This window comes from Roseivirga thermotolerans, assembly GCF_014653175.1.
Lineage (GTDB): Bacteria > Bacteroidota > Bacteroidia > Cytophagales > Cyclobacteriaceae > Roseivirga > Roseivirga thermotolerans.
Genome location: NZ_BNAG01000002.1, coordinates 675,195 through 693,245, shown reverse-complemented (window position 1 = coordinate 693,245; position 18,051 = coordinate 675,195). Strand labels below are relative to the sequence as shown.

General features: G+C 45.5%; 13 protein-coding genes. 7 read left to right on the top strand and 6 right to left on the bottom strand.

What is annotated here, in order from left to right:
- Nucleotides 1-4 precede the first annotated feature (4 nt).
- Nucleotides 5-2,128, top strand: a complete 2,124-nt coding sequence (locus tag IE164_RS08940; RefSeq protein WP_189629868.1) for a xanthine dehydrogenase family protein molybdopterin-binding subunit — start codon at nucleotides 5-7, stop codon at nucleotides 2,126-2,128.
- A gap of 276 nt (nucleotides 2,129-2,404) precedes the next feature.
- Here the strand turns inward: IE164_RS08940 and IE164_RS08935 are convergent, their stop codons facing one another.
- The 4 genes from IE164_RS08935 to IE164_RS08920 form a co-directional block, all read right to left on the bottom strand.
- Nucleotides 2,405-3,712, bottom strand: a complete 1,308-nt coding sequence (locus tag IE164_RS08935; RefSeq protein WP_189629867.1) for a NupC/NupG family nucleoside CNT transporter — start codon at nucleotides 3,710-3,712, stop codon at nucleotides 2,405-2,407.
- 62 nt (nucleotides 3,713-3,774) lie between these two features.
- Nucleotides 3,775-4,359, bottom strand: coding sequence for a bifunctional nuclease family protein (locus tag IE164_RS08930; protein ID WP_189629866.1), 585 nt, complete (start codon nucleotides 4,357-4,359; stop codon nucleotides 3,775-3,777).
- 11 nt (nucleotides 4,360-4,370) lie between these two features.
- The gene (locus IE164_RS08925) at nucleotides 4,371-5,324 is read right to left on the bottom strand and encodes an electron transfer flavoprotein subunit alpha/FixB family protein (RefSeq protein WP_189629865.1); all 954 of its coding nucleotides are present in this window, start codon (nucleotides 5,322-5,324) and stop codon (nucleotides 4,371-4,373) included.
- A 16-nt stretch (nucleotides 5,325-5,340) separates the two neighbouring features.
- Nucleotides 5,341-6,078 (bottom strand): electron transfer flavoprotein subunit beta/FixA family protein, encoded by a 738-nt coding sequence (locus tag IE164_RS08920; RefSeq protein WP_189629864.1) that lies wholly within the window; start codon nucleotides 6,076-6,078, stop codon nucleotides 5,341-5,343.
- A 156-nt stretch (nucleotides 6,079-6,234) separates the two neighbouring features.
- On the opposite strand from IE164_RS08920, the gene IE164_RS08915 reads away from it, so the two are divergent.
- Both IE164_RS08915 and IE164_RS08910 read left to right on the top strand, forming a co-directional pair.
- Nucleotides 6,235-6,558: a tetratricopeptide repeat protein gene (locus IE164_RS08915; protein WP_189629863.1), complete on the top strand. Its 324-nt coding sequence runs from the start codon at nucleotides 6,235-6,237 to the stop codon at nucleotides 6,556-6,558.
- A gap of 25 nt (nucleotides 6,559-6,583) precedes the next feature.
- On the top strand, nucleotides 6,584-7,516 hold the full coding sequence (locus tag IE164_RS08910; RefSeq protein WP_189629862.1) for an energy transducer TonB: 933 nt from the start codon (nucleotides 6,584-6,586) through the stop codon (nucleotides 7,514-7,516).
- 603 nt (nucleotides 7,517-8,119) lie between these two features.
- On the opposite strand, the gene IE164_RS08905 is transcribed toward IE164_RS08910, so the two are convergent.
- Nucleotides 8,120-9,859: a M14 family metallopeptidase gene (locus tag IE164_RS08905; protein WP_189629861.1), complete on the bottom strand. Its 1,740-nt coding sequence runs from the start codon at nucleotides 9,857-9,859 to the stop codon at nucleotides 8,120-8,122.
- A gap of 8 nt (nucleotides 9,860-9,867) precedes the next feature.
- Complete coding sequence (locus IE164_RS08900) at nucleotides 9,868-11,490, bottom strand: M14 family metallopeptidase (protein WP_189629860.1); 1,623 nt, start codon at nucleotides 11,488-11,490, stop codon at nucleotides 9,868-9,870.
- Between the two features lie 217 nt (nucleotides 11,491-11,707).
- Between IE164_RS08900 and IE164_RS08895 the strand changes: the two genes are divergently transcribed.
- The 4 genes from IE164_RS08895 to IE164_RS08880 are packed head-to-tail and all read left to right on the top strand — an operon-like array spanning nucleotide 11,708 to nucleotide 18,045.
- Nucleotides 11,708-12,100: a bactofilin family protein gene (locus IE164_RS08895; protein ID WP_189629859.1), complete on the top strand. Its 393-nt coding sequence runs from the start codon at nucleotides 11,708-11,710 to the stop codon at nucleotides 12,098-12,100.
- An 11-nt stretch (nucleotides 12,101-12,111) separates the two neighbouring features.
- Complete coding sequence (locus tag IE164_RS08890) at nucleotides 12,112-15,996, top strand: phage tail-like protein (RefSeq protein ID WP_189629858.1); 3,885 nt, start codon at nucleotides 12,112-12,114, stop codon at nucleotides 15,994-15,996.
- Complete coding sequence (locus tag IE164_RS08885) at nucleotides 15,989-17,077, top strand: T9SS type B sorting domain-containing protein (RefSeq protein WP_189629857.1); 1,089 nt, start codon at nucleotides 15,989-15,991, stop codon at nucleotides 17,075-17,077. The genes IE164_RS08890 and IE164_RS08885 overlap by 8 nt, the downstream gene beginning before the upstream one ends.
- Nucleotides 17,074-18,045, top strand: a complete 972-nt coding sequence (locus tag IE164_RS08880; RefSeq protein ID WP_189629856.1) for a PorP/SprF family type IX secretion system membrane protein — start codon at nucleotides 17,074-17,076, stop codon at nucleotides 18,043-18,045. The genes IE164_RS08885 and IE164_RS08880 overlap by 4 nt, the downstream gene beginning before the upstream one ends.
- The last annotated feature ends 6 nt before the right edge of the window (nucleotides 18,046-18,051 follow it).

Sequence of the window (18,051 nt, the reverse complement as noted above, 5' to 3'; positions counted from 1 at the left end):
CAACATGACACTTATAAAGACTAAAATAGACAGAAGGTCATTCTTAAAAAGTTCTGCCCTTGCCGGTGGTGGTCTAATGATTGGATTTGCATGGGGGTGCAACCCGGCAGAGGCCACCAAAGAAGCACCAACCGCCTGGTTCGATATCAATTCATTCATTACCATTGCCGACAATGGTGATGTCACCATTTTGTCACCCAATCCGGAAATTGGCCAAAATGTGAAGACATCAATGCCAATGATTGTGGCCGAAGAGTTAGATGTAAACTGGGCCGATGTGATTGTTAAGCAAGCCCCTTTAAGTACAGCCTTTCAGCGACAAGTTGCCGGTGGTAGCCAGTCTATCCGTTCTAGTTGGAATATCCTACGTACGGCTGGTGCTAGTGCCCGTCATTTACTATTAGAGGCAGCCGCTCAGGAATGGGGGGTTTCAGCTTCTTCGTTAAGAACAGAAAATGGTTATGTATATAATGGCTCAAAGAAACTGTCTTATGGTCATTTGGCGTCTAAAGCAGCACAATTTGAGATTCCTGAAGAAGTTCCTCTCAAAGACCCCAAAGACTTTAAAATAATAGGCCAAAGCAAAACCAATGTAGACTTGGACCAAATAGTTACAGGCAAACCTCTATTTGGAATTGATACCCGAAAAGAAGGAATGGTTTATGCTGCCGCGGTGAGACCACCTGCCTTTGGTACTGAGCTTGAGTCGTTCGATGATTCTGAAGCGCGAAAGGTAAATGGTGTATTGGATGTGGTACAGTTCGGAGATAAAATTGCCGTAGTAGCCACCAATACCTGGGCCGCCATTAAAGGTAAAAAGGCCATTAAAGCCAACTGGAAAAAAGCGGGAAATCTGGAAAGCACTACCGATCACGATAAGGAGTTATCGCGGTTGTTGGATGTGGCCAGCAAGGAAAGCTTAAAACGAGAAGATGGTAACATTTCCCAAGCCTTTAAATCGGCCGATGGTGTACTGGAACGAGTTTATGAAGCCCCTTTCCTTCCTCACAACACCATGGAGCCAATGAACTTCTTTGCTAATGTTACAGACAGCAAAGTGGAAATGGAAGGCCCTATTCAAACCCCACAATGGACACAAAGCAATGTGGCCAATGCGCTGGGTCGTAAAACCGAAGAAATTTCTATAGCCATGACTCGCATGGGTGGTGGCTTTGGCCGAAGGCTTTATGGCGATTTTGCGGTGGAGGCCGCTCAAATTTCTGACAAAATAAGAAAGCCCGTTCAACTTATTTTTACCCGCGAAGACGACATGACTGCCGGAACTTACCGTCCGGCATCCAAATACAAATTCAGGGCAGCCTATAAAAATGGCCAGGTGGTAGGCTACCACCTCACCGGAGCAGGTATACAAATGGGCGACTCTACCCGCTCCAACTGGTTTCCTGCCGGAGGCATTGAAAACTACAGAGTAGACTCTCATAATGTTAGAAGTAATATTACTACAGGAGCATGGAGAGCCCCTATAACCAATTTCCTGGCCATGGCCGAACAAGCCTTCTTTGATGAATTGGCTGGCGAGATGGGGGTTGATGCTGTTCAGTTGAGGCTCGATATACTTGAGCGTGCCAAAAACAACCCGGTGGGTTCCATAGACTATGAACCTGAGAAAATGATTGGGGTAATAAAACTGGCGGCTGAAAAAGGAGGTTGGAACAATGGCAATGCCAGCATAGCCAAAGGCTTTAGCGCCTACTACTCGCACAACACCTATGTGGCCGAAGTTGCACATATGAGCCAGGTCAACGGTCAGCCAAAGCTTGATAAAGTGACCGTAGCCGTAGATTGCGGCATAGTAGTAAACCCTGAAGCAGCCATTAATCAGGTTCAAGGGGGTGTGGTAGATGGTATAGGCCACGCCATGTATGGAGACTTTGCCTTTGTAGATGGTAGACCACAAGCCGACAATTTTGATAAGTTTAGGCTTATACGCATGAAAGAAGCACCGGATGTTGAGGTACATTTTGTACCCGGCACTAACCACCCGACAGGTTTGGGAGAACCTTCTTTGCCGCCTGCAGGTGGAGCCTTGGCCAATGCCATTGCCAAAGCTACGGGAAGAAGGGTTTACAAAATTCCTTTCGTGCAACAAGACATAGCCTTAGGATAATCATATCTCATTGCTGAAACAGAAAAGGGGCTGTCTCAAAATCTAGGTGGGCGTCACCCAGAACTTACCTGCGGCCAAGGCAGGCAAGTTCTGGGTGTTCATATCGCTCATTGACGAACTTATGGATTCTGAAATGAACCTGCCTTTAGGTAGCCTAAGTTCAGAATGAAGGGTTTTGAGGCTTTTGAGACCGCCTCTTTCTTATATCTCTGCCGCCATACACCAGCCGCTGTTTATGTCAAGATAATATAAGGCGGCCAAGCAACTCAAACTCATTTAACCGAACAGTGCTCCGGCAATAGTCGCAGTCATCATTGTGGCCAAAGTAGCCGCCATGAGGGCTCGTAACCCAAGCTTCGAAAGGTCTGATTGCCTTTCCGGAGCCATACCTCCTATACCTCCAATTTGAATGGCAATGGAAGAAAAGTTGGCAAAGCCACACAAGGCATAAGTAGAAATTACAATGGCTTTTTGGCTAAGTACTCCATCGGCCTTCATTTCGGCCAGGCTCAGGTAAGCCACAAACTCATTGATTACAGTCTTTTGCCCAATTAGGCTTCCAACCTGCAAAGTCTCTTGCCATTCAACCCCCATTGCAAATGCAAATAGCCTGAACACCTGCCCAAGTATATACTGCAAACTAAATCCGTTGAAAACTCCTCCGGTACTTTCAACCACATAAGCATTGAGCCCGGTCAGTTCGCCAATACCATCAACCAATATCCAATTGAGGGTATATATTACAGCAATAAAGGCTAAAAGCATAGCACCAATATTGGCTGCTAATTTAAGTCCGTCACTGGCACCTCCGGCCAGAGCGTCAATAACATTCACCCCAATCTGATCTTTACTTACTCGCAGTTCAGTATCTACCTCTTCTTCTTCAGGCATAAAAATCTTGGTCATAAGAATTGCGGCCGGAGCATTCATTATAGAAGCGCTCAGCAAATAAGTAGCAAACTGAGCCTGTTGCTCGGGGTCACTTCCCCCTAAAAAAGAAACATATGCCCCTAATACAGAGCCTGCAATAGTGGCCATACCGCCCGTCATTAAACAGAGCAGTTCTGACTTAGTCATTTTACCAATAAAGGGTTTCACCAGAAGCGGTGCTTCCGTTTGCCCCAGAAATACATTGCCGGCAGCCGACATAGACTCAGCCCCTGAGAGTCTCATGGTTTTAGCCATAACCCAGGCAAACACATACACTATCTTTTGCAAAATACCCAGGTAGTATAAGCCAGCTGTTATGGCCGAAAAGAAAATTACAGTGGGTAGTGCCTGAAAAACAAAAAGAAAACCAAGGCTGTGACGGGCGTCTTCTACAGAGTCGCTGTTTTTAGCCAAATCTCCATATAGAAACTCGGCTCCATTAAGGGCAAAACTGAGGAAAGAAACAAAGCCTTCACTTATCAGCTTAAAGATATTCTGTACAAACCCTACCTCAGAGATAAGCAAGGCAATGACCACCTGCATGGTCAGGCCCACTCCTACTAATCGCCAGCTAATGGCTTTTTTATTCCCTGACAATAAATAGGCTATCCCTATGAGAATAGCCAGTCCTAATACTGCTCTTAATACGTCCATTATATTCTAAACCATCTCAGAACTGACTTTTCGGGTAGCCAGCATCTTCAACGATGTTCCGGTTAACTTCTTCGGTTGATCTCGTCTCTTATCTTGGCTGCCCGCTCATAGTCTTCGGCTTTCAATGCTTCATCCAGCATCTCATTCAACTTATCGATAGTAAAGTCCTGAAGCCGATCACCTTTTTTTTCTACAACCACGGGTTCATCTTGCTCTTCGACAATCTCCTCATCGTCTGTCAGTATTATACCGGCCTCGGCCAATACTGACTCATAGGTATAAAAAGGAACGCCAAACCGAATACCTATAGCAATAGCATCAGAGGGTCTGGAGTCTACTTCCATGGTTCTGACCCCATCGGTACAGACAATCTTAGCAAAAAATATCCCCTCCTTTAAATCGGAAATAATCACTTCGGTAATCTCGTAATTAAAGGCATGGGCAAACGACTTAAACAAGTCGTGCGTCATGGGGCGGTTGGGGGTGATTTTTTCAATTTCGAGTGCAATGGCCTGAGCTTCAAACATGCCAATAATAATTGGCAGTCTTCTTTCGCCATCTACTTCTCCTAAAACAAGGGCAAACGAGCCAGTCGATTGCGACTGACTCGATGACAATCCTAAAATTTCAATCTTTACTTTTTCCAAGATAAAAAAGTCTAAGCGAGCGCCTTTTTAAGTGCTTCGTTGAGCTTTGGCAATACTTCAAACGCGTCTCCAACAATGCCATAGTCTGCGGCTTTGAAGAATGGCGCTTCTTCGTCTTTGTTAATCACTACAATATACTTAGAAGAATTGACTCCTGCTAGGTGCTGTATGGCTCCGGAAATCCCAACGGCTATGTATAGCGAAGGGCTAACTTTAACTCCGGTTTGGCCAACGTGCTCATGGTGAGGCCTCCAGTCCATATCAGAAACAGGTTTGGAGCAACCGGTGGCAGCTCCCAAAGTTTTAGCCAAATCTTCAATGATGCCCCAGTTTTCAGGCCCCTTAAGACCTCTACCACCTGAAACCACTATATCAGCTTCTGGCAGCAATACATCACCTTCGGCTTTATCGGTAGCGGTTATTTTCGCATTGAACAAAGCATCATCCAGGCTTACTGAGAAGGCCTCCACATCGGCCGGCCCACCATCGGTTTTCAATTCAATGGCGTTTTTCTTGATGGCCAGAATTTTCTTGTCGGTGGTAATGCTGGTATTGGCAAAAGCCTTACCGGTATATATGCTTCTTTTCACCACAAACTCATTGGAAGTATCGGGCAAAGCCACCACGTTAGACACAAGACCTGCACCCAGCTTTGCGGCTACTCTTCCTACCACGGCATCGGCCAAAGACGACTTGGCGGTTACAATAATTGTAGCTTCTGTGGAATTTGCGGCAGCGGCCAATACCTCAGCATATGGCTGAATTAGACCCGCATTGAGCCGCTCGTCAGATACATGAAGCACTTTAGAAGCTCCATTGGCTCCTGCTGTGGCCAATTCATCGGCACTGGCAGACCCCAAAGCAACGGCTGTTGTATTGCCTAAAGCTGCCGCATATGATATAGCCTCGCGTGAAGATTTTTTGATTTTACCTTCTTCTAACTCTATAAATACTAATACTGACATTTCTTTTGCTTTTGGGTTATATCACTTTGGCTTCATTCTTCAACAAATCTACCAACTCCTCCACGTTGTCGGCATCGATCATCTTCACGGCTCCTTTGGCCGGAGGTAGCTCGTATTTGCTCAATTGGCTGTGTACTGTAGCATCAGTAGGCTCAACCACATTGAGCGGTTTTGTTCTGGCCGACATAATTCCCCTCATATTGGGTATTTTCCATTCGGCAATGGGCTCCTGACAACCGGCAACAAAAGGCAGGCTCACTTCCAGTTTCTCTTTACCACCTTCTATTTCACGGGTTATTTTAGCAGTAGTACCCTCCACATCGAGTTGCATTACGGGAGAAAACGAAGGCAATCCCAGTAGTTCCCCTACCATTCCGTGAACCATTCCTCCATTAAAGTCTATCGACTCACGTCCCATCAAAATCAGGTCGTATTCACCTTGCTTAGCTACTGCGGCTATTTGGTTGGCTACAAAAAAAGAGTCTGAAGGGAAGGCATTTACCCTTACCGCCTCATCGGCACCAATAGCCAAAGCCTTTCGTATGGTTGGCTCTGTTTCTGCTTCTCCAACGTTCAACACTGTTATTTTTCCTCCATGCTGTTCCTTTAGCTCAACAGCTCTTGCCAACGCGTAGTCATCGTAAGGGCCAATAATGAATTGAACCCCGTTTTTATCGAATTCTGTATTGTCGTTGGTAAAAGCAATGCGAGAGGTGGTATCCGGAACATGTGTAATACAAACGAGTATGTTCATGCTTGCTTTATAGTTTAATGATTTTATAATTCAACCCCACGTTAGCCTAAGTGTTCAGAAAAATGGAGCTAATCGGAAAGGTTTAAAACCCAAGGTTATCCTTAAATTTGCCCCGAAGATAGTCAATAATGAAGTAAATAAAAACGAGGCGAAAAGATGAATAGCGGGCGAATAGAACTCCTCCAAAAGTATATTGAGCAAGAACCAAACGAACCCTTTAACTACTATGCTCTGGCCAATGAATATATGGCTTCTGATGCCCCGAAAGCATTGAATATACTGCTAAAGGTGCTCAGCGATTTTCCTGACTATTTGCCCACTTACTATCAGGCAGCGCAACTTCTGACACAGTTAGAACAGGAAGAAAAAGCGCTGGAAGTTTATGAAGACGGTATTGCCCTGGCTAAAATTCAGGGCAACCATAAAATACTAAACGAATTAAATTCGGCTTATCAGAATTTATTATTCGAGATGGATTAGTTTAGCTCCTTTAAATAACTGATCTATGCGCACACTTATTCTTTCGGGAGTTTGCCTCCTTTTGTCTTTTAACCTCTTTTCTCAAGCCAACGACACCACATACTATTCGGCATATCATGTACATCTTGATAATTCAGAAAAAGAACATGCGGCATACTATGAGCTAAACAATGGTAAAAACAGAGAAGGCAAAGTAGATCGCTTTTTCCCTAGTCATGAGCCCTACGGTTATGCCCATTACAAACAGAATATCTTGGAGGGCTTTAGCCGAACTCTGTTTAAAAATGGTCGGCTAAAAGAGGAAGGAAACCATAGCAAGCTTACCAAAATCGGTGTTTGGAAACTTGGTTTTGAAAATGGTCAATCCTTTGCAACTCTCGAGTTTGGGGGCGACAATAGCTCCAATCTTTATACCGTAATTAGTTTATTAGATTCTCTTGGAAATACTTTAGTAAAAGATGGATCTGGTTTTTATAAGGGACCCGAACCGTTTAATGTGGAAGCGACAATTGAGGGAGAGTTCAGGTCGGGTATTAAAGTGGGTGAATGGGTAAGAAGGAAAGAGGGCCGCACGCTCGATAAAGAGAACTATTCTGAATTAGGTGAGTTTGTTTCGGGCACCAGTTGGGACAAAGAGGGCAATATATATCACTACACAGAAAGGGAGGTTCAAGCAGAATATGTAGGAGGCGTGGAGGGTTGGCACAAACACTTGCAACGAAACTTGAAGTACCCGAAAAAGGCTAAAAGGAATAATATTGAGGGGGCTGTGTTTCTTTCGTTTATAGTAGATAAAAACGGTGAGGTGAGTAATGTGGAAGTGCTTAAAGGCATAGGGTATGGCTGTGATGAAGAAGCTATAAGAGTAGTTGAAAGCTCTAAATGGCTACCCGGTTTACAAAGAGGGCAACCCGTGAAGTCAAGAATGGCCTTCCGAATTGTATTTAGGCTTCGCTAAGAGGTATTTTCTACACCTCAATTCATTTTCCGTAGTAGCGATCTCACATAAAAGTAACCTGTGTTCGATGCAAGAAAAAAACTTCATGCCGGAAAAACAGGCCTTAAACTCTCAAAAAGGCCAGTTTTATCCAGTATCTCAACAGAGCCTAAATGAGATTGCGGATATTTTCCTTTGCGTATGTGAAGTTTTCAGAGGAAAATTCCGCAATGACCTCCTAAGAGGGGATATTTTACTACTTACTTACATCGAACTCAGGTTAAAAGTAAGTATACAACCTGTGCCACAAGCTGTGTCCTCACAGCGTCTTTTAACAACCATTTGTGAAGACACGAATGGAGGCAAGGTTCAGAAATGCACTTCTTGCGACTTACGTAAGTACGTCTATTATGGAATACGATTACCTGAGCTACACGGTATATATTTCTAAGCCTTGCTACCATTGGCGTCAGTTCACCAACAGGTTTATTAGGAGCTGTGAAAACACAGCTTATGGCTAGTATACCGGGTCTAACAAATGCGATCTAAATGAGTAACCCTATTCCATAAAAAAACCGACTCCTTTCGAAGCCGGCTTTTCACATTTAAATTAACTAACTATGACTATCGGGTTATCAGCCCACCTTTAGCACTGTCTACAGTGATTTTTGGTGTGCCTCTACCACTTACAATCCATCGTACGATAACGGTACCATTTCCAGGAATATTGGCCACTTCCAACTTGGCAGGATTCACCTTCTGCTCAGTTGTAATTCCAAGATCCAGGTCTTCTACAATCATTCCGGCCTGCACACTTACACCATCAATCGAAATGTAGTCCGGACGCTCAATCTTATACTTGAGGTCTTGCGAAGCATGGGTAGGCATTAGGCGCTCATTTTTAATAATGGCGGTAATTTCCCTTAATCCACCACCCAGGTCTTTTTCCATTACCTTATCAATACTCAGCTTAGGCATATGATGGGCATGGTAAAGTGCAAAGGCCATGTTTCGGTGAAGCTCTTCTTCCAGCATGAATCCCGGAGTGGCCCTACCGAAGTTTTTCTTAAACCCGCCTATCTCAATTTCTCCATAGGTTGGGTGATTATATGGAGCCCAGGGGGTAAATGCATCGTTGGCCAACAACTCCCTGTCGAAATCATAGCTCTGATTTCTGTCCGGACGCTCATTCTTATAGTAGGCAAAGCTTGAGAATATCTCATTGGTGAAGGTGTAAATACCTCTGCTTCCGTAGAACCAATCGAGTTCACCGCCAAAAACTGAGTACAAGTCTTTATATACCGTTAGGTAACGGTAACCGGGGAGCATCTTCTCTCCTTTTTCACCAATGGCATCATAAATTCGAAGGTCGGCACGATTATAAGTCGCCAGATCTTCTTCGGCACCAGGCCCTCTCAAAATCATTCCTCCTGAGTTATGGAAACTCTGAGCACCGGCAATGTTGGGATGTGCCAATACGAAGTCGGCCACAGCACGGTTGGCCGGTACACTAAACGGATACTTTAATGCACCTCCCTGAATATAATCGGGCTGCCATTTCCAGGCCCAATCCCTGTTAGGATCATAATAACCGGGTCTGTCTTCATTTACCCGACCGTCACCATCATTATCTATACCTTCTGATCCCAGCAACTCATAGCGCTGAGCGGTAGTTACATCGTCCGGCCCAATCTGAATCATTTTACGCGGATCGAGCGGATCAATAATAAAGTCTCCATAATCGCTTTTTCTTCGCATGCTCGTTACCGAACCATCTCCATCCAAATCATCAAGACCATCTTCATCTACCAAACCATCGCGATCATCATCAAATGGCATCATTCCTGAACGAGGAGAACTTCCCGTATTGGCCTCTTTCATGTAATTGTTTCGGGCATCGGGGTTAATAGTAGGCACTATGTAAAAAATACGGTCGTCCAGTACCTCAGTAATGTAGTCTACATCGCCAAAGTTTTCGGTTAGGTACCAGGCCGTATAAATACAGATTTCTGCTCCCTGAATCTCATTGGAGTGAATGTTTCCATCGACATAAAATGCAGGTTTTCTTTCGGGGTTACCTTTCTTAAAGTTGGTAACCTGCAACATCCATATGTCTCTGCCCTCATACGACTTGCCAATCGATATTCGCTTTACCAAATCAGGGTGAGCATCGGCTATTTTCTTAGAAAGCTCGGCTAAGCCTTCGGCCGTGTAGTATCGGTTAAAGGCAATATTAACCTTAGGGTTGTGGGGGGAACCTGCAGCACGGAACACTTCGTCCGCATTCTGTCCAAAACTGATACCGGGTAGCGCTAAGCCTACCAGAACTAAACCAGCAAATATTTTTGATATATATCTTTTCATCAGTTCTCTTATTTAAGGTTTACAGTTTGGCTATCTACTCCGGCATGTGAGGCACCTGCCTGAATTTTGACAGTACCACTTCCTTTTACCAACCAGGTAAACTGCACAGATGCATCACCATCCAGGCTTCTGAGTGTTTGAATTTTTCTTCCGGAAATCAACTCTTGTCCGTTACCAAGGCTCAACTCTACCTTCACTGGCTGCAACCATCTGGAGCGGGTACCCATTTCGGTATGAGTAGGTAGGGTTCCACCATTATACACATCTACGGTGATTCGGGTCATTCCCTTACCAACGGCTTCCGTTTTAAGATTTACCAGCTGAACATTGGCCTGCATTTTGGCCATTTTCACTATAAAGTCGGTGTGGTTTCTTGCTGCATCACCAATTTTGGCCAATGGAGGATTATTCATCACGAAAGGTGCTATTCCACCTACCTCTACCTTTTGATTAGGAAAATCCGGGTGGTTTACCTCTTTCCAGTCTACCCAGTAATTGGTAAGACCCTCCTGCTCTGCCCATCTCAGGAAATTTACCTCTCGGTTTTTGTCTTTGTTGGCAGCTTGCCCTTCTTCATCTTTTACCGTGGGCACCCACCAGCCGGGAGTACCCACGCTCAGGCGTCCAAAGTGAAAATATGCCCACTGAAGGAAATCGCCTCCTTGCTCTCCGGAGTCCGGTGCGTTTTTCAGGGAAACTGTCTCATTGTAAATATCAGACAGGTACTTGTTCAGCCCTGCATCATCGTTCAAAATGCTCGTAACTACACGCTTAGAGGCTCCGGCTCTGTTGTATCTCCAGGGACTCGAAAGGTTGTTACCGGGACCGAAAGTAAACACTCCGTAAAGATTCCACTTGGTATAGAGCATATCCAGCAAGGCCCTGTTTTCCAACTCAGACACGGAATGCTCTCCGGAACCTGCCACAAAGTAAGGGTACTCATAAGTAAGGTTTTTTCGGAAGTGTATTCCACCTTCACCATCTTCATTGAAGGTACCGTCAAGGTCATTATCTCTACCTTCAGTAAAGACTTTGTACATACCTTTTTCACCTTTTGAGCGATCGGCTTTAATCATTATTCTACTATCGGCCGGGTGTGTAATCCAGTCACCTGTAGGGTCTTCAACTCTCATCCAGGTAATCATTCCATTACCATCCAAATCATCAAACGGATCTTCATTCAATCGTCCGTCCCGATCATCATCTGTAGGCCTGGCATTACCACTTCTTTCCCACTTAAGAGCTGCAAAATATTGTTCATATGCATCGGGGCTCATGTTAGGAAAGACATAGAAGGTCGTGTTATCGAGTACATCAGAATGATCTGAAATTATACCTTCGGCAAACCGAAGAGCCATTTCTACACTCAGCAGGTGACTACCTTCTACACCCCCCACTACCGCAATGGCAGGCTTGCTTTCCGCATCGCCCTTACCCAACGTGAGCATCCAAATGTCTTTGCCCCCAAGAGTTTTGGTGAGCGATTTCAGTGAAGCCATATTGGAAGAGTTTGCAAGATTACGCAGCCTTTGAGCCTGTTGGGGTAGTGTTGTATACTCCTGAGCCCATGCCATAGCAACCATACAAAACATCCCTACCAAAAGGCTAAGCTTCTGTAAGTTGTGTTTCATAGAGTTTCTTTTTGATAAAAATTCAAGTACTGAATTAACAGAAAGGCAATACGTATTTAAACAGACTCAAACTTGAGCGGTACTGAAATGTTATAAGTGGTTTGCGCGTTTAGGCCGTCCAGCTAGGTGAATTACCTAATCCACTGAATGCGTAAAATTTGCAGAAGTAAGAACTGCAAGCTCTCTAAGTTTATTAAGCCAAAAAACTGCTAAACGTATGAGAGTTAACCAAAACAGGAACAACCACCCAACAATCAATCGTATTGATGCGGGTACTCATTTAGAAGGACACCTCAAAACAAACTCTCCTCTGGTTATTAGTGGTTCATTTCACGGCACAATAAGTTCAGAAAGCTCGGTAGAAACCACCAAAGGCTCTATAGTCTTAGGCGAAATAAAAGCAGAGCGACTTATTATTAATGGTCAATGGCAAGGAAAAGCTCAAATTCAGGGAGAAACCCTGTTAGAAAGCCATGCTCTGGCCGATGGTGAACTAATCACCAACAAACTCTCAATCAGGCAAGGAGCCCAATTCAATGGCCTTTGCCAAATGCAAGACCCCACCGCGACACACATAAAACAGATCAGTTTAAAACAACAACTAGCCTAAACATTATGGTTATGCGATGGAAAACTACACTACTCACTACGGTCATTTTCTGGACCTGTATCAATTTGGCAAATGCGCAGTCGGTGGGAATCGGAAAAACAGACTTCAAACCTGATGAAAGTGCCATTTTAGAACTGAAATCAGACAGTCAGGGACTTTTGGTACCACGAATTTCCCTCAAGCAAAGAGACAATATTAAAAATCCTGCCTTGGGTTTGCTCATTTTTCAAACCGATGGTGAGGCTGGTTTTTACTATTACTCCCCCACCGGTTGGACAGCCCTTAAGAGCAACCGATCGGTGCAGGTAGGGCAATACCAACAACTGTCTTTCGATGCACAAACCGGTATTCTCTCATTAGAACAAGGTGGAAGCGTGGATTTAAGTCAATACCTGTATCAGCAGAAATTTCATGCAGGAACCAGTAACCCAGACTCCTCCATTGGTGCAGACGGAGACTTCTATCTCAACACCTCCTCTTACCAACTCTTCGGCCCTAAATCAGCAGGGAGTTGGGGCAGCGGAACTTCCCTTATTGGGCCTCAGGGAGTTCAGGGGCTTAAAGGTGACAAGGGCGATCAGGGCGAACAAGGAATCCAGGGACCTAAAGGTGACAAAGGAGAAAAAGGTGATACCGGGCCACAAGGACCTAAGGGAGATAAAGGCGACAAGGGCGATCAGGGCGAACAAGGAATCCAGGGACCTAAAGGTGATAAAGGAGAAAAAGGTGATACCGGGCCGCAAGGACCTAAGGGAGATAAAGGCGACAAGGGCGATCAGGGTGAACAAGGAATCCAGGGACCTAAAGGTGACAAAGGAGAAAAAGGTGATACCGGGCCGCAAGGACCTAAGGGAGATAAAGGCGACAAGGGCGATCAGGGTGACCCCGGACCGCAGGGGCAACAGGGTATAGCCGGAACTGATGGACTGGATGGTAAAACCATTATCAATGGCACCACAAACCCGGACTCTTCCATTGGGGTTAACGGAGACTTTTATCTCAATACCTCCTCTTACCAACTCTTCGGTCCTAAAACAGCAGGCAGTTGGGGTAGCGGAACTTCCCTTATTGGGCCACAAGGACCTCAGGGAATTCAGGGACTTAAAGGTGACAAAGGAGAAAAAGGTGATACCGGGCCGCAAGGACCTAAGGGAGATAAAGGCGACAAGGGCGATCAGGGCGAACAAGGAATCCAGGGACCACAGGGTGAACAAGGAATTCAAGGCCCCAAAGGAGATAAAGGTGACAAGGGCGACAAAGGCGATCAGGGCGAGCCCGGACCGCAGGGTATAGCCGGAACTAACGGACTGGATGGTAAAACCATTATCAATGGCACCTCAAACCCGGACTCTTCCATTGGGGTTGATGGAGACTTTTATCTCAATACCTCAACCTACGATTTTTTCGGCCCTAAAACAGCAGGCAGTTGGGGTAGCGGAACTTCCCTTATTGGGCCACAAGGACCTCAGGGAATTCAGGGGCTTAAAGGTGACAAAGGTGATCAGGGCGAACAAGGAATCCAGGGACCACAGGGTGAACAAGGAATTCAAGGAATTCAAGGCCCCAAAGGAGATAAAGGTGACAAGGGCGACAAAGGCGATCAGGGCGAGCCCGGACCGCAGGGGCCGCAGGGTATAGCCGGAACTAACGGACTGGATGGTAAAACCATTATCAATGGCACCACAAACCCGGACTCTTCCATTGGGGTTGACGGAGACTTCTATCTCAATACCTCCTCTTACCAACTCTTTGGTCCTAAAACAGCCGGTAGCTGGGGTAGCGGAACTTCCCTTATTGGCCCACAAGGACCTCAGGGAATTCAAGGCCCCAAAGGAGATAAAGGTGACAAGGGCGACAAAGGCGATCAGGGTGACCCCGGACCGCAGGGGCCGCAGGGTATAGCCGGAACTGACGGACTGGATGGTAAAACCATTATCAATGGCACCACAAACCCGGACTCTTCCATTGGGGTTGATGGAGACTTTTATCTCAATACCTCCTCTTACCAACTCTTCGGCCCTAAAACAGCCGGTAGCTGGGGTAGCGGAACTTCCCTTATTGGCCCACAAGGACCTCAGGGAATTCAAGGCCCCAAAGGAGATAAAGGTGACAAGGGCGACAAAGGCGATCAGGGCGACCCCGGGCCGCAGGGTACAGCCGGAACTGACGGACTGGATGGTAAAACCATTATCAATGGCACCTCAAACCCGGACTCTTCCATTGGGGTTGACGGAGACTTTTATCTCAATACCTCAACCTACGATTTTTTCGGTCCTAAAACAGCAGGCAGTTGGGGCAGTGGAACTTCCCTTATTGGCCCACAAGGACCTCAGGGAATTCAGGGACTTAAAGGCGACAAAGGTGATCAAGGCGAACAAGGAATCCAGGGACCACAGGGTGAACAAGGAATTCAAGGCTCCAAAGGAGACAAGGGCGATCAGGGCGACCCCGGACCGCAGGGACCGCAGGGTATAGCCGGAACTGACGGACTGGACGGTAAAACCATTATCAATGGCACCTCAAACCCGGACTCTTCCATTGGGGTTGATGGAGACTTTTATCTCAATACCTCCTCTTACCAACTCTTCGGCCCTAAAACAGCAGGCAGCTGGGGCAGTGGAACTTCCCTTATTGGCCCACAAGGACCTCAGGGAATTCAGGGACTTAAAGGTGACAAAGGAGAAAAAGGTGATACCGGGCCGCAAGGACCTAAGGGAGATAAAGGCGACAAGGGCGATCAGGGCGAACAAGGAATCCAGGGACCACAGGGTGAACAAGGAATTCAAGGCCCCAAAGGAGATAAAGGTGACAAGGGCGACAAAGGCGATCAGGGCGAGCCCGGACCGCAGGGTATAGCCGGAACTGATGGACTGGATGGCAAAACCATTATCAATGGCACCACAAACCCGGACTCTTCCATTGGGGTTGATGGAGACTTCTATCTCAATACCTCAACCTACGATTTTTTCGGTCCTAAAACAGCCGGATCGTGGGGAGTACCCACCTCGTTAATTGGCGACAACAGAAGGATAAATGATGCCGACATCAATACCTGGGTAACCACAGACCTAAACAGTATGAATGATGACATTATACGCTTTCAAACTGCTGGCACTGAAGTGCTTCGAATTCAGAAATCCACACTTGAATTCACCAACCCTCAAGAGTCAGTTTTAATTGGTAAACTATCGGGGCTCAACAACACAGGCGATCAGAATGTGGCTGTAGGCAACGAAGCCTTAGAAGCCAATACAAGCGGAAATAGAAATGTAGCCCTTGGTCATCAGGCGCTTGAAAAGAACACCACAGGGTCGGGCAATATTATGATTGGCTTTCGGGCCGGATTCAGTCATACCGGAAGCAACAAACTTTACATTGAGAACTCCCCTTCCAATTCACCACTTATTTATGGCGATTTCGACAACGACATTGTCAATTTCAATGGCAAAGTGGGCATTGGGTTAAATAACCCCTCTTCACTCTCTTACGAATTGTATGTCAACGGTAGGGTAATTGCCGATTGGTACAGTTTTACATCAGACGAACGCTTCAAGGAATCGATCAGCCCCATTAATGGTGCGCTCGAAAACCTCCTCAAGCTGGAGGGTAAAACATACTACTGGCGAAAAGAAGAGTTCTCCGATCGTAATTTCTCAGACAAACTTCAAATAGGCTTTATCGCTCAGGATGTCCAGAAGATCTTTCCGCAGTTGGTAGAAGCAGACGAACATGGCTACCTAAGCCTTAATTATGCCCAACTAACTCCCGTATTGGTTGAAGCCATGAAGGAGCAGCAAACACAAATAGAATCATTACAAAAAGAAGTTGAAGCTCTGAGAGATGATTTAAACAAGGCTCTGCAATTAATTAATCAACTGAACAAAAAAGATGATTAGGGTCTGGCTACATATGGTTTTAGGATTCGTACTGGGCATCAATCTGGTTCATGCACAAGTGTTTGTGACCACCGAAGGCAGTCATGTAAGCATCAACAATACCAACGTAGCACTGAACGATCTTCACATGATCAACAACGGCCAGTTAAAGCAAAGCGAAGGTCAGTTTATTGTGCGAAATAAGGAACGCAGAGTATACTTTGAAGGCAAAAACATGCCCGAACTTCATTCCATGCAACTCGATATAGAAGGTCGTTTGGTGCTGAACACAAGCATTCTGGTGGCAGCCGAATTAGAGATGGTAAAGGGAGAAATAGACCTGGGCAGGCACGAACTTATATTACCCTTTAACGAAAGTAAGATAGTTGGCGAAACATCCAATAGACGTATCCATAGTACTGGTGGTGGTGAAATAGTAAAGCTCATAGCCTCTAAACCACTAGAAGACGAAAATGTGGGTAACCTTGGGTTGGTATTTTCCAAATTTAACCTGGAAGACACCATGATTATTCGAAGGGGCCACTCTTCTACCCCATTGCCATTTGGCGAAAGCATAACGCGCTACTACAAAGTGAGTACTCGTAAGAAACCCAGCGACAAACTGGAGCTTGGCCTGGAGTATTTTGAAGATGAAGTACTACTCCGAGACCCCAAACTAAAAGAGCACATATGGTTTCAGAACAATGGCAGCTGGAAAAACACCACCGCCTATTCACGCTGGGGCCTCAACAATGGAGGAGTTATTGTAAAAGGAGCACTAGAAGTATTTGAAACCATAATTACTGTTGGTCTTTACAAGCAGTTGTTAGATATGTCGGCAATACCCACCGCCTTTACACCCAACAACGATGGCTTCAACGACCAGTTCATTATTCCCGGAATAGAAAAACTACCCAATGCCGAAGTACGCATTTACAATCAATGGGGACAGTTGCTTTACTCTACCAATAACTATGATCGATACCCCTGGAATGGCATTCTGAACGATAAGGTATTACCCATTGACAAGTATTTCTATCAAATATCCGACCCTAACAATCCGCTGGAATTTGTGCAAGGTGAAATATCCATTATTAAATGAAACCGCTGCACCTCTATATGACCCTTTTGCTACTCCCCTTTCTTACACGGGTTGGGAAAGCACAGCAGATTTCGCAATTCAGCCAATACATAAACAATCATTACCTAATCAATGCAGCTTCCAGTAACCTCAACAACGACCTGAACCTTGCTTTAAGCTTTAGAAAACAACAAAACCCCTGGCTGAAGAATACTGACAGTTACTACCTCTCGCTCTATAAGGCCTTAAAACCTGTAGGTAAAAACCAGACTACTTCCAACGGTTTTAGAGATACCAAGGCTGTAATGAATAGCACCGTTGCCTACGTCAACCCTAAAGCGATTCAGGTTCTCGGAGGCATTATTTCGAAAGACAACTTCGGGCTGGTCCATAGGCAAACCGCCCATGCAAACTATGGCGTACACCTGCCGCTCAATTCGGTAGTAACCATGAGTGCCGGTGCTTCTGTAGGCTATATCCGGCTTCGAATAGCCGATAACTTCTTTGTTTTGGAAGACAATGACCTGCCTTTTCAGCAATTCATGCAGGGCTTCGACCGACAAGATTTTTTGGACCTCTCTTTGGGCATTGCCTTATATTCTTCGAAGGCCCGAATATTCTACTCTGTAGAGCGTTTGTTTAGTGGCAATTCCATCCATGAGGGTAATCACGAAACCTTCCGCATTAAGAATCAACACTTTGTGGGTTTGGGGTATCGGTTAGAAATAAACGATTGGTCTTTTACCCCCTCAGTACTGCAGCGCATTAATCACATTAGCGATCTTGGACGCGATTATACCCTTCAAACGGGCTATAAAAACAATATCTGGGCTACATTTTCGCTTAGAAACGAAGAAGTTTTGGTAATGGGTATTGGTTTGCGCCTTTCGGGCAAAATGGAGTTTCACTTTAATTATGACAGTGGCGCTTTTAACGAGCGTACTCAAAGCACATCGGCCAACGAATTTCTACTAAAGTTGCGACTGTAAACGACC